At 39.3% G+C, this 24,177-nt stretch carries 28 protein-coding genes and 1 pseudogene; 21 read left to right on the top strand and 8 right to left on the bottom strand.

Annotated features, from left to right (window positions below):
• Window positions 1–12: 12 nt before the first annotated feature.
• Both A6J74_RS06465 and A6J74_RS06460 read left to right on the top strand, forming a co-directional pair.
• On the top strand, window positions 13–381 hold the full coding sequence (locus A6J74_RS06465) for a hypothetical protein (RefSeq protein ID WP_080609442.1): 369 nt from the start codon (window positions 13–15) through the stop codon (window positions 379–381).
• 22 nt (window positions 382–403) lie between these two features.
• Complete coding sequence (locus A6J74_RS06460; protein ID WP_080609440.1) at window positions 404–949, top strand: hypothetical protein; 546 nt, start codon at window positions 404–406, stop codon at window positions 947–949.
• Between the two features lie 131 nt (window positions 950–1,080).
• On the opposite strand, the gene A6J74_RS06455 is transcribed toward A6J74_RS06460, so the two are convergent.
• A complete protein-coding gene (locus A6J74_RS06455; protein ID WP_255410462.1) occupies window positions 1,081–1,407 on the bottom strand; it encodes a hypothetical protein in 327 nt (108 codons plus the stop codon).
• 1,854 nt (window positions 1,408–3,261) lie between these two features.
• Between A6J74_RS06455 and A6J74_RS06450 the strand changes: the two genes are divergently transcribed.
• The 12 genes from A6J74_RS06450 to A6J74_RS06380 all read left to right on the top strand — a co-directional run bounded on the left by A6J74_RS06450 (window position 3,262) and on the right by A6J74_RS06380 (window position 13,857).
• On the top strand, window positions 3,262–3,459 hold the full coding sequence (locus A6J74_RS06450; RefSeq protein WP_080609436.1) for a helix-turn-helix domain-containing protein: 198 nt from the start codon (window positions 3,262–3,264) through the stop codon (window positions 3,457–3,459).
• Between the two features lie 53 nt (window positions 3,460–3,512).
• On the top strand, window positions 3,513–4,109 hold the full coding sequence (locus A6J74_RS06445; RefSeq protein ID WP_080609434.1) for a winged helix-turn-helix domain-containing protein: 597 nt from the start codon (window positions 3,513–3,515) through the stop codon (window positions 4,107–4,109).
• Window positions 4,110–4,138: 29 nt separating this feature from the next.
• Window positions 4,139–4,870: a BRO family protein gene (locus A6J74_RS06440; RefSeq protein WP_080609433.1), complete on the top strand. Its 732-nt coding sequence runs from the start codon at window positions 4,139–4,141 to the stop codon at window positions 4,868–4,870.
• A 91-nt stretch (window positions 4,871–4,961) separates the two neighbouring features.
• Window positions 4,962–5,648 carry a hypothetical protein gene (locus A6J74_RS06435; protein WP_080609431.1) on the top strand — a complete coding sequence of 229 codons (687 nt, stop codon included), beginning with the start codon at window positions 4,962–4,964 and terminating at the stop codon, window positions 5,646–5,648.
• Between the two features lie 184 nt (window positions 5,649–5,832).
• The gene (locus A6J74_RS06430) at window positions 5,833–6,111 is read left to right on the top strand and encodes a hypothetical protein (protein ID WP_080609430.1); all 279 of its coding nucleotides are present in this window, start codon (window positions 5,833–5,835) and stop codon (window positions 6,109–6,111) included.
• A gap of 1 nt (window position 6,112) precedes the next feature.
• A complete protein-coding gene (locus tag A6J74_RS06425; protein ID WP_080609429.1) occupies window positions 6,113–6,757 on the top strand; it encodes an HGGxSTG domain-containing protein in 645 nt (214 codons plus the stop codon).
• A 161-nt stretch (window positions 6,758–6,918) separates the two neighbouring features.
• A complete protein-coding gene (locus tag A6J74_RS06420) occupies window positions 6,919–9,156 on the top strand; it encodes a hypothetical protein (RefSeq protein ID WP_255410461.1) in 2,238 nt (745 codons plus the stop codon).
• Window positions 9,157–9,201: 45 nt separating this feature from the next.
• Complete coding sequence (locus tag A6J74_RS06415) at window positions 9,202–9,471, top strand: hypothetical protein (RefSeq protein ID WP_080609427.1); 270 nt, start codon at window positions 9,202–9,204, stop codon at window positions 9,469–9,471.
• Between the two features lie 251 nt (window positions 9,472–9,722).
• On the top strand, window positions 9,723–11,918 hold the full coding sequence (locus A6J74_RS06405; protein WP_080609425.1) for a hypothetical protein: 2,196 nt from the start codon (window positions 9,723–9,725) through the stop codon (window positions 11,916–11,918).
• Entirely contained in the window at window positions 11,915–12,223 is a 309-nt protein-coding gene (locus A6J74_RS06400; RefSeq protein WP_080609424.1) for a hypothetical protein, read from the top strand. Before A6J74_RS06405 ends, A6J74_RS06400 begins: the two co-directional genes overlap by 4 nt.
• A 472-nt stretch (window positions 12,224–12,695) precedes the next feature.
• Window positions 12,696–13,601 carry a hypothetical protein gene (locus A6J74_RS06385; RefSeq protein ID WP_001226855.1) on the top strand — a complete coding sequence of 302 codons (906 nt, stop codon included), beginning with the start codon at window positions 12,696–12,698 and terminating at the stop codon, window positions 13,599–13,601.
• A gap of 13 nt (window positions 13,602–13,614) precedes the next feature.
• Window positions 13,615–13,857, top strand: coding sequence for a hypothetical protein (locus tag A6J74_RS06380; protein ID WP_000097185.1), 243 nt, complete (start codon window positions 13,615–13,617; stop codon window positions 13,855–13,857).
• A 254-nt stretch (window positions 13,858–14,111) separates the two neighbouring features.
• Here A6J74_RS06380 and A6J74_RS06375 read toward each other — a convergent pair whose 3' ends face one another.
• From A6J74_RS06375 to A6J74_RS06350, 6 genes and pseudogenes are all read right to left on the bottom strand, one after another.
• Entirely contained in the window at window positions 14,112–14,390 is a 279-nt protein-coding gene (locus A6J74_RS06375; RefSeq protein ID WP_080609420.1) for a hypothetical protein, read from the bottom strand.
• Window positions 14,387–14,611 (bottom strand): hypothetical protein, encoded by a 225-nt coding sequence (locus tag A6J74_RS30640; RefSeq protein ID WP_000210742.1) that lies wholly within the window; start codon window positions 14,609–14,611, stop codon window positions 14,387–14,389. Before A6J74_RS30640 ends, A6J74_RS06375 begins: the two co-directional genes overlap by 4 nt.
• A 318-nt stretch (window positions 14,612–14,929) precedes the next feature.
• Window positions 14,930–15,115, bottom strand: a complete 186-nt coding sequence (locus A6J74_RS06365) for a hypothetical protein (protein ID WP_000444252.1) — start codon at window positions 15,113–15,115, stop codon at window positions 14,930–14,932.
• A gap of 534 nt (window positions 15,116–15,649) precedes the next feature.
• Entirely contained in the window at window positions 15,650–16,402 is a 753-nt protein-coding gene (locus A6J74_RS06360) for a helix-turn-helix domain-containing protein (RefSeq protein WP_080609418.1), read from the bottom strand.
• Window positions 16,403–16,539: 137 nt separating this feature from the next.
• A complete protein-coding gene (locus tag A6J74_RS06355; protein ID WP_080609416.1) occupies window positions 16,540–17,457 on the bottom strand; it encodes a tyrosine-type recombinase/integrase in 918 nt (305 codons plus the stop codon).
• A 162-nt stretch (window positions 17,458–17,619) separates the two neighbouring features.
• Window positions 17,620–18,219 (bottom strand): annotated as a pseudogene (locus tag A6J74_RS06350) (GCN5 family acetyltransferase); the annotation flags it as partial.
• A 131-nt stretch (window positions 18,220–18,350) separates the two neighbouring features.
• On the opposite strand from A6J74_RS06350, the gene ytfJ reads away from it, so the two are divergent.
• From ytfJ to A6J74_RS06330, 4 genes are all read left to right on the top strand, one after another.
• Window positions 18,351–18,776 (top strand): GerW family sporulation protein, encoded by a 426-nt coding sequence (ytfJ, locus tag A6J74_RS06345; protein WP_000349988.1) that lies wholly within the window; start codon window positions 18,351–18,353, stop codon window positions 18,774–18,776.
• 160 nt (window positions 18,777–18,936) lie between these two features.
• Entirely contained in the window at window positions 18,937–19,713 is a 777-nt protein-coding gene (locus tag A6J74_RS06340) for an oxalate:formate antiporter (protein WP_000014090.1), read from the top strand.
• A gap of 51 nt (window positions 19,714–19,764) precedes the next feature.
• Entirely contained in the window at window positions 19,765–20,085 is a 321-nt protein-coding gene (locus A6J74_RS06335) for a hypothetical protein (RefSeq protein WP_000761187.1), read from the top strand.
• 69 nt (window positions 20,086–20,154) lie between these two features.
• Window positions 20,155–20,367 carry a hypothetical protein gene (locus A6J74_RS06330; protein ID WP_000798747.1) on the top strand — a complete coding sequence of 71 codons (213 nt, stop codon included), beginning with the start codon at window positions 20,155–20,157 and terminating at the stop codon, window positions 20,365–20,367.
• Window positions 20,368–20,396: 29 nt separating this feature from the next.
• Here the strand turns inward: A6J74_RS06330 and A6J74_RS06325 are convergent, their stop codons facing one another.
• Window positions 20,397–20,735 carry a hypothetical protein gene (locus A6J74_RS06325; RefSeq protein WP_001253192.1) on the bottom strand — a complete coding sequence of 113 codons (339 nt, stop codon included), beginning with the start codon at window positions 20,733–20,735 and terminating at the stop codon, window positions 20,397–20,399.
• A 357-nt stretch (window positions 20,736–21,092) separates the two neighbouring features.
• Here A6J74_RS06325 and A6J74_RS06320 point away from each other — a divergent pair, with 357 nt between their 5' ends.
• The 3 genes from A6J74_RS06320 to A6J74_RS06310 all read left to right on the top strand — a co-directional run bounded on the left by A6J74_RS06320 (window position 21,093) and on the right by A6J74_RS06310 (window position 24,174).
• The gene (locus A6J74_RS06320) at window positions 21,093–21,773 is read left to right on the top strand and encodes a class I SAM-dependent methyltransferase (RefSeq protein ID WP_000714418.1); all 681 of its coding nucleotides are present in this window, start codon (window positions 21,093–21,095) and stop codon (window positions 21,771–21,773) included.
• Between the two features lie 94 nt (window positions 21,774–21,867).
• Entirely contained in the window at window positions 21,868–23,556 is a 1,689-nt protein-coding gene (locus A6J74_RS06315) for a formate--tetrahydrofolate ligase (protein WP_033658414.1), read from the top strand.
• Between the two features lie 90 nt (window positions 23,557–23,646).
• Complete coding sequence (locus A6J74_RS06310) at window positions 23,647–24,174, top strand: hypothetical protein (protein ID WP_000460213.1); 528 nt, start codon at window positions 23,647–23,649, stop codon at window positions 24,172–24,174.
• Window positions 24,175–24,177 lie beyond the last annotated feature (3 nt).

Here is a 24,177-nt window from a genome sequence, read left to right as displayed (position 1 = left end):
AGGAGGGATAATATGTTCACGACCATAGAGACACCACTAGGCAGTATCCGTACTCACAAGGGTAACTACATAGCCAAAGATATAATCATGAGCAAGATAGGCTACAGGAGTATGACTGATCTGCTAGCTAAGGTAGACGACACTGAGCAGGGATACATACAAATGCCTGCTGGTTACAAGCTAAGAGTTATAACAGATAGAGGGCTACAGCAGTTCTTTGAGAGGACGAACTCTACTAAAGACAAGTTCGGTATCATGAAAGAGTGGTGGTTTACTAGAGAGAAGGATAGGGGAGAGGATGCTATGCAGTTGTACCTAAATGGATGCGTTCTCTATGGGATGGCTGTTAGTATGATGTTGATGAGGGTGACATATAATTAAAATAAACAAAAGGGGGATATTCATGAGTGACGTAAAAATAACTAATGAGGTAATCAGCCCGAAAGATAAGCGCGATAGTTTAGTTGACAAAGTGGAGGTACTTAGCGAAGTAAAAGAATTATTGTTGCCACCCGAGCTGGAAATGGCTACTCTTCAACAGGTCGCAGATTTTTACGATGTACCAAATAAAGAGATAACTAATCTATTTAGATCTCACGAGGATGAATTTGTTTCAGATGGGTACATGCTTATGAAGGGAAACAAAATAAGCTCCTACTTTCAGAAAACGAAAAGAAGAGGGTCATATACGGTAACATCGAGAAATGGAGAGAAGTATACATACTCTAACAACGAGAACGGATTATTTCCTAAGAGAGCTATCCTCCGAGTAGGAATGCTATTAGGAGGTGACTTTGAAGTTGCCAAAAAGGTTCGTGCTCAACTGTTGAATACTGAGGAGAACGCAACACAATTATATGTAAATGGATTAGTACTGTGTGGATTATCGTTGAGTTTACTACTAATGAAGCCATTTACTAATCAAGAACAGGTCAGACAAGAGATATAGTTATTACACTTAAGGTTACACTTGTATAGCGTATCTCAAGGGTAGTTTTAAGAGCGTTCCCTGTAAGAAAGTGTAATAAAGGAGTAGACCTCTTCAGTCTAACTCCTTATATCTAACTATCTATAAAGTAATTATTCTTTATCGTGTTTGTTCCACATGTCCAACTTGCCATCTTCGAATCTCAGCATAGCAAAATCTATATTGCCTTCACCTTTGTAGATTATGGTTTCTATATAGCCCTCCTTTTTGTAGAGTTCACCTACACCGCCAATCAACTGAGCTACTTCCTCGTGAGTCATATCATCTTCAAGAGCTTCGAACTCTCCCTCATTTATGTACCCCTGAGATGGCTTATAGTCCTCAAATGGTGCCTTCGTGGTAACTTCTTCTTCCTGTGAGCAGGCAGCTAATAAGCCGATACTTATAAATAAGGCTCCTAATCCAAAGTGTTTAACCATATAACATCCCCCTTGGTTTATTCTATTCGTTCTCATGGTTGTCCTATCAATATAGCTTATTGGACGTACTCTATAAGTTCCTTACAAGTACCAGCTCTAACAGATTACTCGTACAGTGTTCTCTATTAGTTTGCTGTCTCATGAATACACTATTGCAACTAAACTAATGAATTTAGCTTTAAAGATATATCTGATAGTTAACCAATTAGAATAATTCCTAGAGGAAGAAATAAAAGAACTCTAGAGAATAACCTAATTAGGGATACCTATATAGAATAACCTCTTAAGAAAAGCTAAAAGAACTTAAGAGAATACCTATATAGATCTCCTTCCTCAGTATTGAATTTTAAATGAACTTAAAACAATAACTATATGAGAAAGCCAAAAGAGCTATACCTATAGAGTTTAAATCTTTAAAGACTTGTCTATCTCTGTTCAGAGAAGGTAAATCTTTAAAGTATTTCTCTATAGGTATAGCTCTATTAGTTTATCCTTCTCTAGGTTATAGGTATTTAAAATATTTAAAACAAAGGTCTATAGTGAGGTAGCCTAATAGATTATTCTCTAGAGGTAATACCTTAAAGGCTTTTCTTCTCGTTACCGAGATAGGTAAATCTTTAAAGGATTTCTCCTAGAGTCCTTCCTCAGTAGACCTTTATATTTTAAAACTGAGGAGGTAATACCTTAAAGGCTTTTCTTCTCGTTACCGAGATAGGTAAATCTTTAAAGGATTTCTCCTAGAGTCCTTCCTCAGTAGACCTTTATATTTTAAAACTGAGATGGACTAATTAGGGGTAACTACTAGGTTTATTCTCCATAAGTTTAACTACTCAGTGCAGGTGCGTAGAGTTAGCTGAAAAGTGCTGACCCCTAGCAGAAGCTAGTGATACCAAGGGTTACAGCCGTTTTTGAGGTGGCTAAAAAGGTACAGAGTGCCAAAAATGAGCACTTTTAGGATGGCTCCTAGAGGTGCGTCTCTCCAAGGGAAGCTCGTAAGCTTCCTACTAGGACTTGCCTCCAGAGAATAATAACTATTCAGCAATATGAGGTGGGCTCCCCTTATAAGATATAAGAGGATAATTGACCCTGAAATAAGGTTATTCCTTAGAACCGCGATGGATTATGACAAAATGATATGTTCACTTTCATGTGCATGTTTTTTTGGGGATATTACTTTTGTGAGATAGTAAACTGCATGGATTTAACCTTTGAGAATGTCTACTAGTGCTGGCGATCTCTACAGATATATCTTGTGTCTTATTTTGAAACGTAATTCAATAGGAGGAGTTAACCTTTTGAGATGAGATACTACCCCATAGTAGTACTACTTTATATATGAAGCAATTAATGAGGGGGAATATTGATGGCAAAAACTTATAAGCGTTCGATGGAGCTTTAGGAGAGGTTGCGGAAATCGTACTATAGTATGAGGGCATAAAAGAGGGGGTTTGTATCTAAACAAGTTAACCTTTTGAGGCAGGATATTGTCTGGTTAGTACTACTATATATATGAAGCAATTAATGAGGCGGTAATCTAGCACAGGATAGGTACTATATCTATAGGAAAGCAAATTGATATACGGTATAGCTACTATGTAGTGTAAGGGTTAATAAGAGTTATTGCTCTGAAGTCATTTCTTCCCCTTTTGAAGTGGTGGCTTGCGAGGAGTAGCTCTTTACGGCACCCTCTAAAGTGTTGTTCATTATTCACTGATAACTCTCCAGTTATATTAGTCAGTTCGGCTTGTCACCGGGCTGGCTCCTTTTTACTCAAAGGGTATCTGGAGGAATATTATAACCAAGACAACTACAAAGAATCACCACATATAAAATAACCTATGAGGAGGAAAAGAAATGGAACACTATGTTGACTTAGAAGGTTTACTACAGAAGCACCGAATCACATTAGCTGATCTATCCAGACGGACAGGCATTGAAAGACCTAACCTGACTCGTATCAAGAGAAACCAGACAGCTACTTTAGGTAGTATCAGCCGAATTGCTCAAGCGTTAAACATCAAAGATATTAACGAAATAATAAAAGCTCGATAGTACCAAAGGGGGCAATACAACGAACGTAAAAGTAAACTGGAGGAGGAAGAATAATGGATAACACTTGGGATAAATACTTAGAGTGGAGAAATGAAAAAGGCTACATTGGGTTATCTACTGAGGGTCAATACAACAAGTTTTTATCTCAAGTAGGAGAGGAGCCAGAGAATGAAAATCTAAATAGAAAAGAGCTACATGAGACAGAAGAACTATTCAGCGACCTCACTGTTAAGGACAAGGTAGCTGAAACTTTTGAGGCTATCCGCTCACTAGTCACTGTAGGAACAACTATCACGTATGACGACCTAGCGCAGCTAACTGGTTTATCCTTGAGAACGGTAAAACGCCACGTAGAGGAGCTACAAGAGAAAGGGTACTTGCATATCACACGAGGTATTCACGCTAACACCTATTACTATGGAGTGGATATGAGAGATACTACCGAGAAGAAGAGCATTCACTTTGTAGATACTTTTGAGTGGGGTAACGGGACCGAGGACGTTGCTGGAGAGGTTACTATCAAGGATGACATTGGTGAGATCCACGTAACGATGTATAACATTGAGGGGATACTGGAGAGAACTTCTCAGTTTATGAGAGAGAAAGGCTGTCTTTATCAACATGGTAATGATGTGAAAAAGGTGAGCTAGTAAACAACTAAAAGGGAGAGATGGAGAGAATGACAAATAACTTACAGGTATTCGACAATGGATTAGGTGAACTAAGAGTTACCGAGAAGGATAACCAAGTGTGGTTCGTAGCTAAGGATGTATGTGACGTATTAGAAATCCAAAACACATCAGATGCACTAAAAAGACTAGATGAGGACGAACGGGCTAGTTTCAATCTAGGTCGTCAAGGTAACGCTAATGTAATCAACGAGAGCGGACTCTATAGCTTAATCTTAGCTAGCCGTAAACCTCAAGCGAAAGCCTTCAAAAAGTGGATTACATCAGAGGTACTACCGAGTATCCGTAGAGACGGTGGCTACATGGTTACACACGAGGAAGAGTCAGAAGAGGATCTAATGGCTAGAGCACTTATCTTAGCTCAGAAGACACTACAGAGGAAGACAAAACAATTAGAGCAAGCTGAGAGAGTACTAGAGGAGCAAGCACCAGCTATCGAGTATCACGATAAAGTTATTGGCATTCAAGGTTTCAAGACTGTATCAGAGATAGCTAAAGAGTTAGGGTTACGATCTGCACAGGACTTGTACCAGAGGTTAACTAAGAAGAATGTAATCTTCTATAGTGCAAAGGGAAGCTACCTCCATAGACCAAAGTACGCTTACTTGATGACTGACAAGCATATCAACTACAAGCCGCTCGAGAAAGGCAAAGTACAACTCATGGTAAGCCAATCAGGTAAACGTGAGATAGCTAGACTATTAGGTATCATCGAGCAATAACCCCCTACCCAAGTGCTCCACCAGGCTCACCCACCCCGAGCCGACTCTATATAAATCCAAACTAAACTAAAACCAAGAGGAGAGATTATTAATGATTAACTCAATTAAAAACTTATTCGCTATGAACACAAAGGTTAAAACAGAGGAGCAAGCACAAGCGGGAATAGACAAGTTACAAACTCAAGAGAACGATCTACAGAGCCAGCTATCTCAGGCGCAATCTAATCACTCAAAAGTACAAGCTGCGCTAGATATTATAAGTGCCTCGCTCGTAATTGACGAGACAGATAAACAAGCACTAGCTACTAAGAAGAAGGCTGAGGCTAAACTAGAGAGCTTGGCTAAGGAGATTGAGTCTACACAGGTTAAGTTACAAGAGGTAGCTGAGAAGAAACAAGTAGCTGTTAAAGAGTTGTACCGTTCTCGTGGTGAATTGGCTCGTAAGGCTAACGTGAGAGCAAGAAGAGACAGCTCAGTAGCACTATACTTCAATAGAGCTTTTGGTATTGAACAAGGAGATGCTCGTGGGTTATACGCTGAGTACGACCAGAACGCTCATGACTTAGGTATTGCTTATGGAGTTGGTGCAATCGACTCATTAGATCCTAATTCAGATGATTGGAAGTTCATTGTTAGTATGTCTGATGAAGACCAACACGAGGCAGACGAACAAACAAAGTATATCCGTAAAGAGATTGGAGAAGCTATTCAGGCTGTATTTGAGAAACACGACATTAAGTTAAATCAGCAATCGTTGAATAACCTGTCTAACCTGTAATCTAGATAGGATTCATATAGCATTACCTTAGAGTTGGATACTGAGTTAGTGACTGCGGAAGGCAATAAGCTGGAGGTTGCTAGCCCGGTAGATCGGCTCCACTAGAAAGCTACACAACAGACGAACAGCCATAACTCAGAAGGTGGCTTTCTCATACAACTTATACAAGCGAGGAGGAAACAATATGAATGAGACAATAGTTAGAATGGCGCAATTAAAGATGGAACGTAAGTTCAAGGAGTTTAACGAGAAGCTAGACCGAATGAGCCGACAACTTGAGAAGGACAAGCAAGCTTTTGCTGAAGAGAAGAAGGTTAAGGAGAAGGCACAACACGAGAAGGAATACAACGATTACCTCATTAGCATCGGCAAGAAAGAACGTCCTATCGAGATGAGCAAGGCAGACAAAGAGTATTACAACAAGTACATGGCTAGCTTAGGCTTAGGACAAAGGAAGCGATAATATGACTAGACCAAAGAAACTACCGGACGGACTCAGGGAGTACATAAACGATGTGAGAGATCGCCTGCTCAGTGGTGAACTCACAAAGGACTCCGATGAGATGGTAACTATCAAGAAGGAACTAAAAGCCGAGGACAGTATCTGTGGAGCTATCAAAGGTAACAATACAGTCTGTGTTAATAAGCCGTCTAATGAGAAGAACCTACGATGCAGATACCACGGAGGCAAAAGCACAGGAGCAACTACAGAGGAGGGAAAGAAGAAGATGAAAGAAAACTTAGCTAAAGGAAGACAGCCTATTCATGGCCTATATCAGAAGGACTTCTTAGCGACACTCACAGAGGAAGAGAAGGACTGGTATAGCGATACTATGCAGTGGTACAAAGATAACTACGAGGACTTAGATCCGTTAGATATCTCGAAGATTGACCTAGCTCTAATCAATACATTGAAGAGCTGGCGCAAGAATGGTAAATCAATGGACTATGCAGTTAATGAACGAGTTAGTATGGCAGACTTTGAGTCTCGTATGATTAGATTACTAGACGATTTAGGTATGTCTCGTAAGTTCCGTAAGAGTCGGGACAATGCAAGTAATGAGACTAAGGTTTCTTGGAATGCCTTGTTTGATGGTATGGACAAATAAGAACTAATGAGGATGCTAACTTGCTCACTTTGCAGGTGGGCTTATTTGTCGTTCTCATATAAAGGAAGGTGATTATCATAGCGTCGGTAATTGACATAATCATACAGGCTCAAGATAGAGCTAGCAATAAGTTTAGAAGCACAGCAGCAGAAGCTAATAAGATGGCGGCTATCATAGGTACGATCGGAGTAGTAGGCTCAGGAGCTTTAGTTCCCCTGTTAGGAGGACTCGGTGCAGTCGCTTCCCTGTTTGGTACTGCTGGGATAGCCGCTGCAGGGTTTGGTGCTCTCGCATTTACAACGATAAGTAAGACTATAGAGACAGCTAATCAACTAGAGGAAGCCCAGCTCAAAGCGAATGCGGCCTTGATAGCAGGAGACACCAAGGGTTACGCCAAACAGATGGCTCTCGTGCAGGCTATCATGGAGAGTTTAACTGCTGAGGAGAAGAAGGCTGTAGTAGCTATTAACCAACTCAGTGATGCCTGGCGTGAGATGGAAAACAAAATGGCTCCTACCACGTTAAAACTCGTAGCTGAGTCTACAGACTTCCTCAGATTGACAATGACTAAGTTGTTCCCTTCTTTCCAAGGAGTCGGAGAATCATTCGCGGGGATGATTAAGAAGATGAATGATGGGATCACTCAGGGTAAGGCTGATAAGTTCTTCGAGCATATGAACACTTTCGCAGTGCCTATGTTTGAAATGGTAATGAAGTCAGCAGGGAACATCCTTAAAGGCTTTGGAGACATCATGATAGCATTCACTCCTCTAGGGATGCAATTAGGTGCAGGCATGGTAGACCTGACTCAGAAGTTCGCTAACTGGGCAGCGGGATTACAGTCGAACAAGGCATTACAAGACTTTGTATCAATGGTTCAAACGAGTACGCCAGTTGTCATGGGCTTCATAGGACAGCTAATACAGACATTATGGAAGATCATGATGGCACTAGCTCCTTTAGGGGTACAAGTATTTGAACTAGGTACGAAATTCCTTAAGTGGGCTGAGGAGTCGGGTGCTCTTGATACGGCACTTAATGTTGTGAGTACGGCTGTGCAATTCCTAATAGACAACGCTAGTACGCTGGTACCTATCATAGTAGGCGCTTGGGCTGCCTTCCAAGCTATCATGGGTATTGTATCTCTAGTAGGAATTATTGGCTCGGTAGTCACAGCCTTTAAAGCAATCAATAGTGTACTTAAGATAACTCAAGGGGTAATGATGCTAGCTCGTGGGGCTATGTTACTCTTTAACGCTACATTGTGGGCTAACCCGATCACTTGGGTAGTAGCGGCTATAGTGGCACTTATCGCAGTAGGCGTACTCCTGTATAAGAACTGGGACGAGATCACAGCTTGGTGCAAAAAGATGTGGGACACTATGAAGAAGAAGTATGAGGAAGGAAAGAAAGCTGTAACAGATGCCTACAACGGTATGATTCAATCAGTTAAGGATTGGTGGAATGATACTAAACAGAAGTGGAATGACATGGTCGATACTGTTAAGAACAAAGCTGAAGAGATGAAAGTAAAAGCTGTCGCTGCTTATGAGAATTTAAAACGTGAGGCGGTACAGAAGGTACTCAACTTAGTTAACGATGTTCGTACTAAGTGGGAGCAAATCAAGTCGGATGCAACTAACAAGATTAACGAGATGAAGACTTCTGTAGTGAACAAATACAACGAGCTTAAGAACGATGCAGTTAATCGTCTCCAAGGTATGGTTAGTGATGCTCGTCAGAAGTTCTCTGATATGGTTCAAGCTGCTAAAGACAAGGTCAGCTCAATGGCTAGTGCCGGTAAGGATATGCTCAGTGGTTTCAAGAATGCTGTGGTAGAAGGATTCAATAAGGCTGTGGACTCTGTGTTTAAAGGCGGAGAGAACATGGTCAAGCAGGTTAAAGTCTTCGCTAAGTCGTTCTACAACTCAGGTAAAGGACTACTGAGTGAGTTTGTTGATGGCATAAAGTCAGGCTTTGGGAAAGCTGTATCGGCTGTCTCTGAAGGTATGAGTAGAGTACGTTCTTACTTACCGTTCTCACCTGCTAAGAAGGGACCACTTAGTGACCTAGACAAGTCAGGTAAGGCATTCTTCCCAACTTGGTATGAAGCTGCATTGACTCAAGTTAGTTCAATGGAGAGATCGATGGGTAGAGCTTTCGATGGTGTTGCTAACCAAGCCGACGTAGCGCTAGTTGGCACAGGTTTAGAGGCTTTCTCAGGAGGACGCACAACAGTGACGGTTAACCATCAACACACTATTAAAGGTACGGTCGATGTAGACGGCTCAGAGTTACAAGCGCAGATTAATCAGACTGTGAGACAGACAACTACAGAGACAGGCTACTCAAACGGGTTCAACTTCCGCAGTATGAACCAATCAGTAAGACAATTCTAGGGAGCTTCGGCTCCTTAGTTATTAAATCACAAGGAGAGATGACTAATGAACAATTACTTTAAGGTGACAGTTAGATATATCCAACATGGTGAGGCTTATGAGGTAGAACACTTTATGGAGACACCTGCCGATATAAACGAGGCTATGAAGATTTACTCACAGGTAATCGCTAAGGCATACTTAAAAGCATTCGAAGTAACACATGCACAGTTCATTAGTGCCGAGCCTACTCAGGTAAGCGAAATAGAATACAAGAGACAGGCACTATCTCCTAGTGGTAAACGAGATCTTAACATGAGAAAGGCAGGTTACTAATATGAACTACTACCAAGCAAATGTAAGATACATAGAGGATGACCAAGAGTTTATGACTCAACAGTGCTTCCCTATGGATGGTAACCCTATTCTAGTACAAACTAAGTTTAAGAAAATAGTGAGACAGCAACTCGCAGAGGCACTGGTAGACGTAGACGATGTGGAGGTACTAGGAGTTAAGACCTGTAGGGTGCCACGTAAATATTATGAAGCCAACAAAGAACTAAAGATACTAGAGGGAGGCGAACACAATGGCTGAGAAACCATCAACTAACTCGGGGGTTAACACTATATCAGATTTAAACTTTAAGAATGGTTACCGTGAGACTAACTTTAGGTACGAACTCCTAGACAAAGACTACAATGTTATTCGCAACTTAGACAATGTAGAGTCAGCAAACATCTCCTACTCAGCATTTGCCAACATACACCGCACAGCAGACTTTCGCTTTAGAGAAAACACTGTAGCGGACAACTTCACGACAATCACTACAGGGAAGACGTTCACCCAGTTAGATTTTCCTTACAAGGACTGGGCGTATGACCGAGGAGTTATCCTAAGTGGTGGACAGTTAATGCCTGAAAAAGAAATTCCTTACGTAGGTTGGAACGCTGAAATGGAAGGAGAAGTTATAGGGAATCAGACCCGAGAGGGATGGTCTACATTTACTCACGTTGACTTACTCAATCGAACGTACGACCCTAATGAGGTAGGTGTAGTAGGTAATGCTCAACGGATTTACAAGGGAGATCAAACTTTTAAGTTCTTTGGCATCATCTCTGACAGACTGCTATCTCGTGTGGTAGGGCGAACTTATTATTACTCTTTTATAACTCGTATGAAACGACTAGATGCTTGGCAGACTCATACTCCTAAGGTTTGGTTTGTACCTAGTAACGCTGGCTCTATGGATAGTTGGTTCGGGAAGGTAGAAACAACTAACCACACAAGCGAAGACTTAGGAGGTGGATGGAGACTTTGGATAGGGAGCTGGACAATGCCTAGTGGATTCCCTAGTGCGCCTGCTGTTAGGTTCGCAGTAGGGTATGAAGACGGAGGAGCACCTTATGAGATGTGGATTGACAGTGTCTATATGAGAGATTACGGCACAGCAGGTTTTACTTACAAGTTTAATGCCTACTCGCCTACATTCGATATAGATAACACGAAGCAGACTAACGGAGTCTTCCCTAAAATCAAGACTGCTAAGGTTTATTTTGATAACTCGATAGCGCAGTACAACCCTGACTCAGGGTGTTACGTTCCATTTAGCATGGTCTACCTGAGAACGAAGATTGGGACTAGTGGCACATGGTCTGCTTGGAATAGCTACACAAGTGGTCAAACTATAGCAGGCATCCCAGCAGGAACACCTGCAAGCAACGTCTTCATAGAAGCTAACTGGCACTACAATAGGTACAGCCAAGGAGATAGCAAAGCTCGTGTGACAAGTCTTAAGATAGAGGTAGCCTATGATGAACAAGGGAAGCCTCCTCTAAAAGATACAATTGATTATCGTACAAATAGAATTAAGCCTTACTTGAGATGGAACCAAGGTGGCACCTGGCAGGAAGCTCCTCTAGGAGTGTTCATGATGAATAGTCCTAAGAGAGCGGACAAAGGAAGCCGTGTCTACAGAGACGTACAGGGTTACGATCTCCTGAGTATCCTAGATGAAGCCAAAGTAATTTATCCTTTCTCGATTGCACCTGATGTGACTAACGGTTGGAGTAAGGTCATTCGAGACATCCTCACAGGAGCAGACACTCAAGTCCCTGTTAAGTTTGGCTACTCATTCCCCGTGAGTAAGGTCAATGTTCCCCTAAGCCCTAAATCCTCTACAGGAAAGCCTCGTATATATCAAGCAGGAGAGAGTTGGCTCAAGGTGTTAAACGACTTAGCTAGCTGCATAGGTTACCAGGCGTTATTTGCCGACGAGAACGGAGTCATTAATTGTCTCCCTTATGTAAAGCCTAACGAGCGTCCTGTTACGAAAACCTATGAGGATGATGCTATGTCGGTTATGTACTTAGAAGCCGAGGAAGAGTATGACATCTATGACACGCCTAACGTGTTTGTGTGTACCCAACAAGCGGACTCTGATGGGATTCGATACTACTCTAGATTCTTCAATACTAATGAAGGTAGCCTAACAAGCATTCCTAACGTAGGGCGCTACATCGTAGACTACAGAGAGGTAGACAATATAGACGACCAAGGTAACTTGGATCAGTACTGTGCAAGGGTAGCTATTGAGGCTAGTCAGGCTTATGGAAAGATAGAATTTAGGACTGCACTGATGCCAGCTCATACACACATGAACGCAATGAAGCTTAAGTACAAAAACTTAGCTGTAGACGATGTATACACTGAGACGGCATGGTCTATGGACTTGTCTAACGGTGGGCAAATGAGTCACAGCGCTAGGAAGGTGATTAACATATGAGTCAGAAACAAGATGAACTTATGTTTATACAGGCATTAGCTACCAAGGTACAGGGAGCTAACACAAACAATAATATCATGGTAGCAACTACAGCAGAAGCAATCCCCGCAGACTACAGTGAGACAGATATCCGAGTGGACTTAGATCCATTCGGTGGTGTCCCTACGATAGTCAATATCAAGCTAACTCATAACGCTAGGGAGACTCTAAAGAGGTACGCCTTCGAGGGTTATGAGAATAAAGGAAAGAAAGTCCTGATAGGTTGCTTCGGTAATTTCTATGCTGTAATTGATGTAGTACTGTGAGACAGAGGTGGCGCTCTCATGGGCCACCTAAAGGGTTACAAACAGACGCAAAAAGGAAGGTAAAACTAATGAGTGTACCACAGGAAAAATCAAGCCTAAGTAAATTAGACCTGGAGAGTCGATCTCACAGGTGGAGATTATACTTGTTTATAGCTCTAACGTACATGGTGTTAGCTGGCTCTATATGGTTTGGTCTACAGAGTTTAGCATTATTGCTCCCGATGTTATTCACAATAGGAATACTTATGAGATAGCCGCTTTAGGTTGTCTCATTTTTTTATGTCTATAGGGGAGGGTATTCTTGTGGGGGGATCCTTATATAGAAAATACATATTCGTAACATCGAAGTATTACCCCAGTAGACCAACTATGCAAAAAATGTATTTTGTTTTTTTATTAGATTATTCTTATAAGGATTTTTATGGTAAAATTATTTCTGTACATACGTTCGGGAGGAGAGAGCGATACATAAATGAGAAAAATACAAGTTTCTAAATCTGTTAAAAGGGTTATATTTAATGAAAACTGTAAAGGTGTTTTTTTAAACTTATCGTATTTTACAGGGTTGGCTGGATTGTATTATGTTGTTTCATATATATATCCGAATTTGAAAGGGTTCGTTAATTTATCTGATACTACTACAGCTGGACTTGTAGGAGCCTTTGGAGGAGCTGCCATTAGTCTTATGGGTAGTCTTTTTGTAAGTAAATCTACTCACAAGAAACAACAAGAAGTGAAGGGGATTGTAACGAGGAAAAATGTTGTTTATTCTCCTTTATATGATGAGTTGAAAAACTTACAAAAACAATTAAAAGATTTAGAATATCCTGATCGGATATATTTTAATAAGGAAAATGAAGGGCATCATGTTAGTGGTGAACCTCATCATTTTTACGCATGGGGTAGAATCAAACTTGACGTTAGGTATACTCAAGTGCCGAGTTATTTAGTTGCAGCTTTAAATAACTTTGAAGAGGGTGGTTTGGAATATAGTACTTTGCGAGGAAAAGCTTTAAAGGAGATTGGAGAGCAGTTGGAAAGTATCTCTAGTCAAATACACTCGATGGAAGATCGATATTTTAATGCGCGCACTAATGCTTATAGTAATGAATTTTTAAGTAAATTGTTAAAAGGGATAAAAATTGAAGCTATAGATATTGAGAAAGTTTATGGAGCGCGCGGTTGTGAATTATCAGAAGAAGAAATTCGAGTTATAATAAACTGTTTAAATAGGGTTTGCGCAAATTCGGCAAGTGTAAAAGGTGTCCAAGAATCTTATGACATATTTATTGCGAATTTAAATGAGTTGTTATCGGGGATAGGGATATTAATTAGGTTTATCCAAAGGAAATTCGAGTATCAAAATACCAAAATATAAAGGGGTCGGTTGTATGTCTTCTATGTTTTATAAGATTGATAAGAAACAAGTGCAGGAATTATTAGAGAAGAAGCTAAAAGAAAATCCAGATACTTTTTACTATATTGATAACTATTATTTAGAAAAAATTATTGATACATTAGTAGAAAGTATCGCTGAAGTGATTGCTGTAAATTACAATCAATTGGTTGAAGATGTACCTAAAATTATAAGTGATAAAATGGATAATGCGTCATATTTTAGAGGGTACAAGTAAGCTGTTCTCCTTCCTGTTACTTTTGGTTTATACTATTGGTTATTATTGAAAGAATAGGAGATATTCTGAGTAGGAAATGAAAAGAAGAGTGAATTTAAAGTCGCTCTTCTTTTTTTGATGATGAGTTTAATTCTACTCCCAATAAGAAACAAGTATAGAATTAAACTGTAATTTCAATTACCGTAATGGTAAGCCTGAGGAAGAAATTAAAAGAGCCGGCTCAGGGGTGTACTAGAGATTTTAGTTTCGTCCCCTTAATTATTATCTTGTCGATCCCAGCCTAGTAACTTACCCTTCTCGAATATCATTACTGCAAAGTCAATCTCACCAGTATCCTCTCCACCACCATCGTAGGTTACGTCTGTGTAGCCGTTAGAGCTGGTACGTTCTCCTTTTCCTCCTACAAGGTCTGCAACCTCTGAGAGTGTCATCCCTTCCTCTAGGGAGTTGTATTCTTCTTCGGAGATTGTAGAACTGTTGCAGGCACTCAGCAGGATAATGCTGGACAGGAAAACAACTATTCGCTTTTTCATTGACATTCCTCCTCAGTTATTTCGTTTAAATTAAAACTAAGAGTTTTAGAGATTTTGCCAGCTCGTAAGATAACTACATACGTAAGGCCTAGTTGGAATGTATCTACTTTGCAAGCTTTATTAGTGATACGAGATAGTGAGTCTTGGAAGTTGGACACTAAAGTGTCGATCTCCTCCATAGCGATATCTAAATTAGTTGGTTGAATAGTATTTGTTGTCATAAAAAATCTCTCCCTTTAGTTTTTATTTGTTTACACGAGATAGGTAATACTTACAGGTGTACAATCATGAGTGAAACGATGTAACCAGCTGCGTAAAGAAAGCTTATGCTGCCGCCAGCTACCAAGGTTGACGTAACCCACTCTTTGAGTTTCAACTTATTCGCCTCCTATGAGGTCGAACCTTTACAGCTATTCCTGCTCGTGATACTATAGGGAGGAAAGAGCCTTATAGGTTCGACTGAATTGCGTAGCCTTGTTCGGTATACTCGCCAAAGTATAACTACCGAGTAGGGCTATTTTGTTTTGTGTAGTTTTAGGTTAGTCAGTTAACTTCTTACCAGCATACATACGAGTTAACATTTTATCGATCTTATTAGCTTTATCTACAGTGTTGATCTTGTTGAGTTGATTAAAAGCTGTATAAAACCTCTTAGCATCCTCGATGGACTCCAGCTCGTAAAAGTCTTTGACTTTACCGTAAAACTTTTGTTGCTTACTTTCCAATTGCTATGTTCACCTCATTCCCTGAGTGGCTTAATTACATATTAATTAAAAGTTCTAGAACCGTCAATACTTTTTGAAAACTTTTTTAAATCCCTTTCTTTTCCTCACAGTTTATCCTTACAGCCAATTATGTTAGCTACCTCTTTTTTTGGTTACCAAAGAAAGCTCGAATAAGTGTAAAACTCTTTAGAGTTCGTACAAGCTCATTACAAATGGTATAACTTGTTTAGGTGCAAACGTAATAAGGGTACTAATAAAACTCCGCACAGGAGAATCTGGAGCTTTTTTTATGGAGTGATTCAAAAATGGAGATGTTATTTTAAATCATATGGCATTCAATCGAGCATATACCTAATCAGTTGCCTGCTCTGCAGGTACAACCTACTCAGGACTATCCTAAATTGGATAATCGTACAAGAACCAGATGCAATGCCACCCTGGTAACCAATCGGGCATAGCTAAATAGAGATACCTCCTGTGTTAAAGAGCTATAGGACAACAACCAGATAGGAGGGATTATTACCTACAGTAATGCTACTGAAGAAAGTTGAACAGTTTGCACTTAAGAGATCGCTGAGCAGTAGATAATTTCTGAGCCAGAACTCCATAGAAGTAACCATTGAAATCACGTACACGTTTAGCCTTGCTAGCAAGCACACTAGCTCGTAACCCTGAGATGGCCACCTCTGCAGTATCAACTAAATCAGGTGCATACTTTCGAGCAGCCAATTGAACACGACCCCACAGTTTGTAAACCTTAGTTGCATCAAAGTAGGAGATAGCCAAGCTAGCGAACTCAGTAGGAACACCAGCAGCTACTAAGTGATCTATGCTTAACTCGTCTACGTATGTATTATCTTTAGAGATTTTAGTTTTGTAAGTAATTGTATCTGTATGAGACGGAGACTTCTCAGTGCACTCAGGAGTAGACTCTACAGCTTCCTCACAAGGTGACTTAGCAAGGTGACTCTCATAGGGATTGATCACTGTTATTGAAGCGCTATAGCCACCTTTAACAGGCTTAAATTGATTGATACGAGTAATAATTCCTAGCTCAGATAAAACCTTTAGAGCACGCTGTATAGTGCGTTTAGAGTAACCTGTGAGATCAGATAAAGAGTCTACTTTAAGGTAGCTGACTCCTATGAATTTGCATGAGTAACAAGCAAGCTTCCATAGTACTGTGTATTCTGACTCTTTAAGTTTGTACACTGACAGGTATTCACTAATAGAATTGTCCATCTCATGAATTGAATTAAAAGATTGATATTTTCGTAGTTCCTTCATATTGTATATTCTCCTTAATAGGAGCTACTTGCAGAGTGTATCTTAGGGTAGTACAATATAAGCAAATAGCTCCATAGTTATTTTGTGAAAGAGTCCTGTCTGGCCGCCAAACTAGAGCAGGGCTCTTTTGTGTTTACTTATAGGTCGAACCTATTGAGAGGGTTATACTTATCGTTGGATTCAGCTAACGAGTTACCGAAAGCATGTAGGTAAACCTCAGTAGTTCTTATCTGGGAGTGATGCATCAGCTTACTCAAGGTGTATATGTCCATTCCAGCTCTCAAGCAGTTACTCGCATAGGTATGTCTAAACATGTGAGCTGTAGTTTTGAATCCCATACGAACTGACAGCCTGGTGAACATTAACTTGACAGCATTCACTGTGAGTGGGTTACCTCTGTGGTCATTAAACACATGAGCAGGCAACTTAATGTAGTACTTCTCGCAGAATAATCTCCACTCGTACAACTCCCGAGCCACCTTATCTGTTAATGGAGTAGACAGGCTCTTGCGATTCTTCCCAAAGATAGTGATAGTTTTATTGAGTAGATCCACAGAATCCCACCTCATTGATACCAGCTCGCCTAGTCTTATGCCTGTACCAGCGAGGACGACTATCACGGTATGACCTCTGTAGCTATACAACGTATTTTCCCGAGAGCGCATCCTCCTGTAGTATCTAAGCATTTGTTTTATCTGTTCATCGGAGTACACCTTGATAGTCTTGTCCGTTTTTGCAGGCTTAATTTTGTTAGTGGGATTGCTACGGATCTCTATAACGTCCTCATCTTCTAGGTACCTAAAGAATGTCTTCAAGTGCTGGAGTTTACCATTGCGAGTAACTACAGCGTTTCCTCTTTCCTTGGAACAGTAGAGGAGGTAGCTCTTTATAACCTGTGGAGTGATATCCTCGATGTTAATGATTTCCTTCTCGGTAGTGAGCCAGTGAGAAAACTCATTGAGTGTATCTCCGTAGCTCTGTATTGTCCTAGGAGCTAGCCCGCTGAGTTCTTTATCTTCTAGGTAATCCTTAATCATAAATCTAAGTAGTGCCATTTAGTTTCCTCCTTGAGTACGCACAAAAAGACCACCTCCATAGGCTACTTGTGAGTAACCTAGAAAGTGGTCTCTTGTGAGAATATTGTTTCTGTCATAGATAACCATTCAGCAACACCTTGTGAGGCTTGTCCTGCCTCGGTAGCTTCAACTCGCCTGTTTAACCATGGCAGATAATGAATTTTCAGCGGAAGTTGAGGCGGATGCGATGATTGCACCGTCTTTTTCAATATAATATGTACGTCCTGTATTTGTTTCGATAGCTTGCCTTAACATTTTTTCAGATTCATTTGCAGTCGGGAATTCAGCGATGTCACTTCGTAATTTCATAATTCGTTCTATATCATCGAGTGAGGCAAGTTTAATTGTTTTATGAATTGGTGTGCTAGGTAAGTTGTTGTCATCTTGGCATTCGCAAAAATACATTTCATTTTTGGCGCCTAGTTGTACACTTGGAGCAGTTTCAAATCTTTCTACAATAGTTGACTTGCCAGAGAGTTTAAGCGGCTTATATGCGGAAAGAAGTGCCTCATAGTCAGTAACCACAAACTCTTCTTTACTATACGGTATAAATGTATCGTGAAAGCGAAGTAAAATCGATTTTAATGTTCCGTTCTCTTCAAATACTCCCCATAATTCTTGAAAATCTGTATCATAACCGAAAGCTTCAATATCTCCAATAATAAATAAGTTAATGGCTGCTTCTTCTTTTAGGTAAGCGAATACTTGTTCATGATCTTTCTTTGTTAATTTTCGCATCATAACGAATCGACCTCTTTTTTATTTTTCTAAATATTACAACTTAAGTTTTTTGAAATCAATATAAAATTTTATGTTTAGTTCACAAACTTTCGGAAAAACTAGGAAAGATATGACAAAGGAGGTTATGAACGGTGGATCATCCAATTCAAGGGTTAATGAAAGCAGCAATGGAAAATTTAAAAGAAATGGTCGATGTGAATACGATTGTTGGAGAGCCTGTTCAAACGGCTGACGGTGGTGTGGTGTTAACGGTTTCTAAAGTAGCGTTCGGTTTTGGAGCAGGAGGTTCTGATTTCCAAACGAATGATGGACAAAGAGCGAACGGTAACCCTGCATTTGGTGGCGGTAGCGCGGGTGGTGTTTCTATTACACCAGTAGCATTTCTTGTGGTGAATAAAGATGGAGTAAATATTCTTCATTTACAAAATGCGACACATTTAGCAGAAAAAATGATTGAATTAGCTCCACAAACAATTGATAAAATTCAATCGATGTTCCAAAAAGATGAAAAGAAAGAGGGAAATCATCATTCTCAAAACCCGGATGAAATCCTTTAAAAACGCCTGCTTATGAGCAGGCGTTTTTTCTTGTAATCACTATGTAATAAAACACATGAAATTGTAAATAGTTTTTGAAGTTTTTTCTATGTTTCTAAAATTTTTCATGTTAAAATATGCTATAGAATTGAAACATATAAAACGAAGGTGGCTAGGTGCTTTGTCTGGAGGATCTGACCAAGTAAAGAATATGATATATATTAATGGTAATCGTCGAGGTCATTGTTTTATTACATCAGGAATTACGTTTAAAGAGTTTGCAAGTAACATCCCTTCACCGCTTCATCAAGTTTTGCTTTTGAAGCATAACTTTGAATGGACGGATTTTCATTATCATACTTTATTTGAATATGTTGAGGAAGAAAATATACATAAGCTAATTCAAGCAGAGATTGATGAATTTGATGAATTTTGTTGGGTAGATTTTGATGATGCAAGCGATTTAGATGAATTAGAGCCAAAAGAAATTGCAGAACTGTTATATTTGGCTCACAAAAAAGAACCACTTGCAAGAACATTCTTTCCGTTGTTGAAAAATAGATTTGTTTATTTTTCACATGATGACGGTTGGTACAACAAAGTATATTACCGTAGAATTGCTGATTTTGTTGGAATGTTAAGTAAAGTCATTCCTTATAAACTCGGTGCTTTCGGTAAGAAACGTTTTTCTTTCTTCCAAAAATCAAAAATTTTCCCAGCAATTTCAAAAGAAGTGATTATGGGGCTTATTCCATTAATGGAAGATGGTCTTTATATTGATTTAGCAGGGAAAATTGAGTCAAGAAGAGGTCTTGAAATTCCGGTATATGTAGTTGGTTCGTATGAAAGTACGGATGAGGTGCTAGATAATATCGATGAATTGAAAGAGGAAGCAACAGAAACAGGTTGGCTCATTTTTGATAAGAAAGAACAAGAGTGGCAATGGGTTGTTGACTAAGAAAACTTGGCGCATGAAGTCAAGTTTTCTTGTCATTTGAAAGGAGAACAAATGAAGAAATATTATACAATTGTGGGTATTGTAAGTATTATTCTCGTGGCGATATTGCTTATTACGTGTCCGAAAGAATCAGATTTTAATTCGTATGTAGAGGATAAGTATGCGTTGAAATGTGATGAGAGTAGTTTTGAATGCACACAAAATGTAGATGGTAAAAAAGAAAAGCTACAATTTGAAAGTACAGATGCACGAAATGGTGTATTCTTTATGACTGTAAAGCAAACGTTTAAAACAGAAGCTGGTGTTACGAAAGAATATAGCGGAGTAGGGATGTTTGGTACATTTCTTTTTGTTTCAGAAAAGACTTTCTAGTAATAGAAGGTCTTTTTTTTATGCTTGTGTTCATATAGATGAAGTAAGACAAGCATAGGAGGGGTAGTGATGAAGAATACATGCATCGTTTGCGGTGGTGAGGAGTTTTTTTCCTCAACGTTGTACGCTCGTACGAAACAAGATTGGGCATATGCGCCAAACATGTATCGATTTGAAAAAGTATTTATTGAACATAGGGATGAAGAGAATTATCCGGTCTTTCAAGAAATTACAGCAAAGCACTGTTGTGGATGCGGTCATATTATGTTGTATCATGAATGAACACACCAAGTATAACTTGGTGTGTTTTTTTAAAACGCTGACAAAGCAAGCGGATAAAGTAAAGTAAATAAAACAGAAAAACTACCAAAACCAATTGCTGTATATCCAAGTGTTCTTGCTCCGAAATTAACAGCTAATAAACCAACTAAAATCGCAAGAGAACCAAGTGTAACTGGATAAAAAGCAATTGAGAATAACGAAAGAAATAATGCGACATAGCCTATCATTGCTCCGGTATTTGTACCTTCTATTTCATTTGCAATTTCTTTGCGCTCATGTCTAATTGGAATGCCGGCTGGAGATATTTCAGCTGCATACTCTTCGTGTTTTTCACCACTTTTAAAATGATGATTTCTCTTTCTTCGCATGTACATCCCTCTCTTTCAATTGGGTGTATCTATAGTATCTTTCAAAATGAGAAGAGCATGAGTATGAGTTAAACCCAAGTAAAGCAAAAAATGGAGAAAATAGATTTCGTTGTTATCTTACTTATCCCGCTATTTGCGGGCAGTAAAACTTCTATTTCAAAATTCGGCTAGAGTAAAGAAGTTATGTAGGAGCCGGGTTGCCTGTAAAAGCTCGATTGGTGTGGGCTAATAATCAGTGGGAACGAATAAAACCGCCACTAATTAAAGTTTCACTCTATCTCCTTATGAAGATAAACAGGGATTTTGGAAAATGATGTAGAATGAATTGAATGATAATACGTGAAGGTAGGGGAATGTATGAAGAAATTCAATTGGCATGAATCAGCAGAGAAGAAGTGGGATAGTAGTGCGGAATATTGGAATAAAAATAGTCAGGAAATGTGGGATAGCGGGAGCAGGAGTACAATTATTCCATTTTTTGAACAGTACGTGGAGAAAGAAGCTCAAGTGTTAGATGTTGGCTGTGGTGATGGATACGGTACATATAAATTAAGTTGCGTTGGCTATAAAGCAGTTGGAGTAGATTTATCGGAAATTATGATTCAAAAAGGTAAAGAACGTGGGGAAGATTCAAATTTATCTTTTGTGAAAGGAGATCTTTCCGCTTTACCATTTGAAAATGAACAATTTAAAGCGATTATGGCCATTAACTCTTTAGAATGGACTGAGAATCCATTACAAGCATTAAATGAAATAAAACGTGTTTTAAAGAAAGATGGATACGCATGTATTGCAATTTTAGGACCGACAGCAAAACCTCGAGAGAACAGTTATCCTCGTTTATACGGCAAAGACGTTGTTTGTAATACGATGATGCCTTGGGAATTTGAACAGTTAGCGAAAGAACAAGGTTTTGAAGCTGTAGATGGCATTGGTGTATATAAGCGCGGAGTAAATGAGAAGATGCTAGGTCAACTACCTACAGAGTTACAACAATCCTTAACATTCTTATGGGTATTTATGTTAAAAAACGTATAAAGAAATGAAAGAATTTTTAGGAGGTAAATAAGTGCAGAAAATACAAAAAACTGATACAATATCATCAGAACCAATTAAAGGGGGACTAGGGTATATGACAACTACTACAACAGTTAAATCCGATATTGAAATCGCACAAGAAGCGAGTATGAAGAAGATTCAAGAAATTGCAGCCGATTTAAATATTTTAGAAGATGAATTAGAGCCATACGGGCATTATAAAGGTAAGTTATCTCTTGATATTTTTAAGCGCTTACAGGATGAGAAAGACGGTAAAGTTGTTTTAGTAACAGCGATTAACCCAACTCCAGCTGGAGAAGGTAAATCAACAGTAACAGTTGGTTTAGGTCAAGCTTTTAATAAAATTGGTAAGAAAACAGTAATTGCACTTCGCGAACCATCTCTTGGACCAACGATGGGACTAAAAGGCGGAGCAGCAGGTGGTGGTTTTTCACAGGTTGTACCAATGGAAGACATTAACCTTCACTTTACTGGAGATATTCACGCAATTACAACTGCGAATAACGCGTTAGCGGCGTTTATTGATAATCATATCCAACAAGGAAACACACTTGGAATTGATACGCGTAAAATCGTTTGGAAACGCTGTGTTGACTTAAATGATCGTGCCCTTCGTAACGTCGTAATTGGTCTTGGTGGACCAGTTCAAGGTGTACCACGTGAAGACGGTTTTGATATTACAGTAGCATCTGAAATTATGGCCGTATTCTGTCTTGCAACGGATATTCAAGATTTAAAAGCACGTTTATCTCGCATCGTAGTTGCTTATAACTTTGCAAACCAACCTGTAACGGTTAAAGATTTAGGTGTAGAAGGTGCGTTAACATTACTACTAAAAGACGCATTAAAACCAAACTTAGTACAAACGTTAGAAAATACACCAGCTATCATTCATGGCGGACCATTTGCGAATATCGCTCACGGTTGTAACAGTGTTATCGCTACAACAATGGCAGCAAAATTAGGTGATTATGTTATTACAGAAGCTGGATTCGGCGCAGATTTAGGCGCAGAGAAGTTTTTAGATATTAAAGCTCGTGCAGCTGGCATTAAACCAGAAGCAGTTGTTATTGTTGCGACTATTCGTGCGCTTAAAATGCATGGCGGCATAGCAAAAGATCGATTAAAAGAAGAAAATGTAGATGCATTAGCAAAAGGTATGGAGAACTTACAGAAGCATGTTGAAACAATTCAAAGCTTCGGTGTACCTTTCGTAATTGCAATTAATAAATTCATTACAGATACAGATGCAGAAGTTACATACTTACAAGAATGGTGCAATGAGCGTGGCTATGCAGTATCCTTAACAGAAGTTTGGGAGAAGGGTGGCCAAGGTGGAGTTGACCTTGCTGAAAAAGTACTAAAAGAGATCGAAAAAGGTGAAAATAACTACGCGCCACTTTATGAATTAGAATTACCATTAGAAGAAAAAATTCGTACAATTGCTCAAAAAGTATATGGCGCAAAAGATATTGATTTTGCTCCGAAAGCACGTAAGCAATTAGCTCAATACGAAGGAGAAGGTTGGAGTAACCTACCAATTTGTATGGCGAAAACACAATACTCTCTTTCTGACGATGCAACAAAGTTAGGTCGTCCATCTGACTTTATCGTAACAATTCGTGAATTAAAACCATCTATCGGTGCAGGGTTTATCGTTGCATTAACAGGAACAATGTTAACTATGCCAGGTCTTCCAAAACAACCAGCAGCACTGCAAATGGATGTAAATGAAAATGGAAAAGCAGTAGGTTTATTCTAAAAGGTTGTAATTCATCGCGTTTATCTGTAAACTATATATACATCAAGTGGCGCCTTTCCATCGAAAGGCGCCTGTTTTTTGGAGGAAATTATGTTTGATCCAACTGCTTTTGACAATTTAAAAGTAATCGTAGAAGGTGCTGTTTATGATTTTGACTTACATGGTGATATTCTTGTAACAGATCGAAAAGATATGATGGACCTTGCTTCATTAAGTCGTATATATCATATCTCGTTTCAGTTAACAGAACCGTTCGAACCATTAGTAGAAGCGACATTTTCATTATCTGTGGATGCAAAGAACTTGTCTGGTGAAATACTAGAAGTGCCTCAGTTTACACCAGGATGTGAAATGAAGTTAGCATTTTCATTCCCGATAGAACAGCCAGAAGGAGTATGTGAAGAAATTGAAACTTTCATGCGTTCTATATGGGGAAAAGAAAGAATGATTATGCAAAAAGTTTCATACGAATATAATAAGCAAGCGATTTCATATCATAATAAGGTAGAGGTTCTATTTCAAAAAGCGATTACAGAAGACCATGTTGATGATTTAATAGCTGTTATTTCACACATGATAGAAACGGTGCGAACAATACAGCATTTTCTTCAAAAATAGAGA

Origin of the sequence: Bacillus sp. FDAARGOS_235 (assembly GCF_002073415.2) — a bacterium.
GTDB classification, from domain to species: domain Bacteria; phylum Bacillota; class Bacilli; order Bacillales; family Bacillaceae_G; genus Bacillus_A; species Bacillus_A toyonensis.
This window is presented reverse-complemented; position numbering and strand designations above follow the sequence as displayed.

Coding starts and splice junctions, on each gene's coding strand:
- A6J74_RS06465 (WP_080609442.1), top strand. CDS start 13: ATGTTCACGACCATAGAGACACCACTAGGCAGTATCCGTACTCACAAG.
- A6J74_RS06460 (WP_080609440.1), top strand. CDS start 404: ATGAGTGACGTAAAAATAACTAATGAGGTAATCAGCCCGAAAGATAAG.
- A6J74_RS06455 (WP_255410462.1), bottom strand. CDS start 1,407: ATGGTTAAACACTTTGGATTAGGAGCCTTATTTATAAGTATCGGCTTA.
- A6J74_RS06450 (WP_080609436.1), top strand. CDS start 3,262: ATGGAACACTATGTTGACTTAGAAGGTTTACTACAGAAGCACCGAATC.
- A6J74_RS06445 (WP_080609434.1), top strand. CDS start 3,513: ATGGATAACACTTGGGATAAATACTTAGAGTGGAGAAATGAAAAAGGC.
- A6J74_RS06440 (WP_080609433.1), top strand. CDS start 4,139: ATGACAAATAACTTACAGGTATTCGACAATGGATTAGGTGAACTAAGA.
- A6J74_RS06435 (WP_080609431.1), top strand. CDS start 4,962: ATGATTAACTCAATTAAAAACTTATTCGCTATGAACACAAAGGTTAAA.
- A6J74_RS06430 (WP_080609430.1), top strand. CDS start 5,833: ATGAATGAGACAATAGTTAGAATGGCGCAATTAAAGATGGAACGTAAG.
- A6J74_RS06425 (WP_080609429.1), top strand. CDS start 6,113: ATGACTAGACCAAAGAAACTACCGGACGGACTCAGGGAGTACATAAAC.
- A6J74_RS06420 (WP_255410461.1), top strand. CDS start 6,919: ATGGCGGCTATCATAGGTACGATCGGAGTAGTAGGCTCAGGAGCTTTA.
- A6J74_RS06415 (WP_080609427.1), top strand. CDS start 9,202: ATGAACAATTACTTTAAGGTGACAGTTAGATATATCCAACATGGTGAG.
- A6J74_RS06405 (WP_080609425.1), top strand. CDS start 9,723: ATGGCTGAGAAACCATCAACTAACTCGGGGGTTAACACTATATCAGAT.
- A6J74_RS06400 (WP_080609424.1), top strand. CDS start 11,915: ATGAGTCAGAAACAAGATGAACTTATGTTTATACAGGCATTAGCTACC.
- A6J74_RS06385 (WP_001226855.1), top strand. CDS start 12,696: ATGAGAAAAATACAAGTTTCTAAATCTGTTAAAAGGGTTATATTTAAT.
- A6J74_RS06380 (WP_000097185.1), top strand. CDS start 13,615: ATGTCTTCTATGTTTTATAAGATTGATAAGAAACAAGTGCAGGAATTA.
- A6J74_RS06375 (WP_080609420.1), bottom strand. CDS start 14,390: ATGAAAAAGCGAATAGTTGTTTTCCTGTCCAGCATTATCCTGCTGAGT.
- A6J74_RS30640 (WP_000210742.1), bottom strand. CDS start 14,611: ATGACAACAAATACTATTCAACCAACTAATTTAGATATCGCTATGGAG.
- A6J74_RS06360 (WP_080609418.1), bottom strand. CDS start 16,402: ATGAAGGAACTACGAAAATATCAATCTTTTAATTCAATTCATGAGATG.
- A6J74_RS06355 (WP_080609416.1), bottom strand. CDS start 17,457: ATGGCACTACTTAGATTTATGATTAAGGATTACCTAGAAGATAAAGAA.
- A6J74_RS06335 (WP_000761187.1), top strand. CDS start 19,765: ATGAAGAAATATTATACAATTGTGGGTATTGTAAGTATTATTCTCGTG.
- A6J74_RS06330 (WP_000798747.1), top strand. CDS start 20,155: ATGAAGAATACATGCATCGTTTGCGGTGGTGAGGAGTTTTTTTCCTCA.
- A6J74_RS06325 (WP_001253192.1), bottom strand. CDS start 20,735: ATGCGAAGAAAGAGAAATCATCATTTTAAAAGTGGTGAAAAACACGAA.
- A6J74_RS06320 (WP_000714418.1), top strand. CDS start 21,093: ATGAAGAAATTCAATTGGCATGAATCAGCAGAGAAGAAGTGGGATAGT.
- A6J74_RS06315 (WP_033658414.1), top strand. CDS start 21,868: ATGACAACTACTACAACAGTTAAATCCGATATTGAAATCGCACAAGAA.
- A6J74_RS06310 (WP_000460213.1), top strand. CDS start 23,647: ATGTTTGATCCAACTGCTTTTGACAATTTAAAAGTAATCGTAGAAGGT.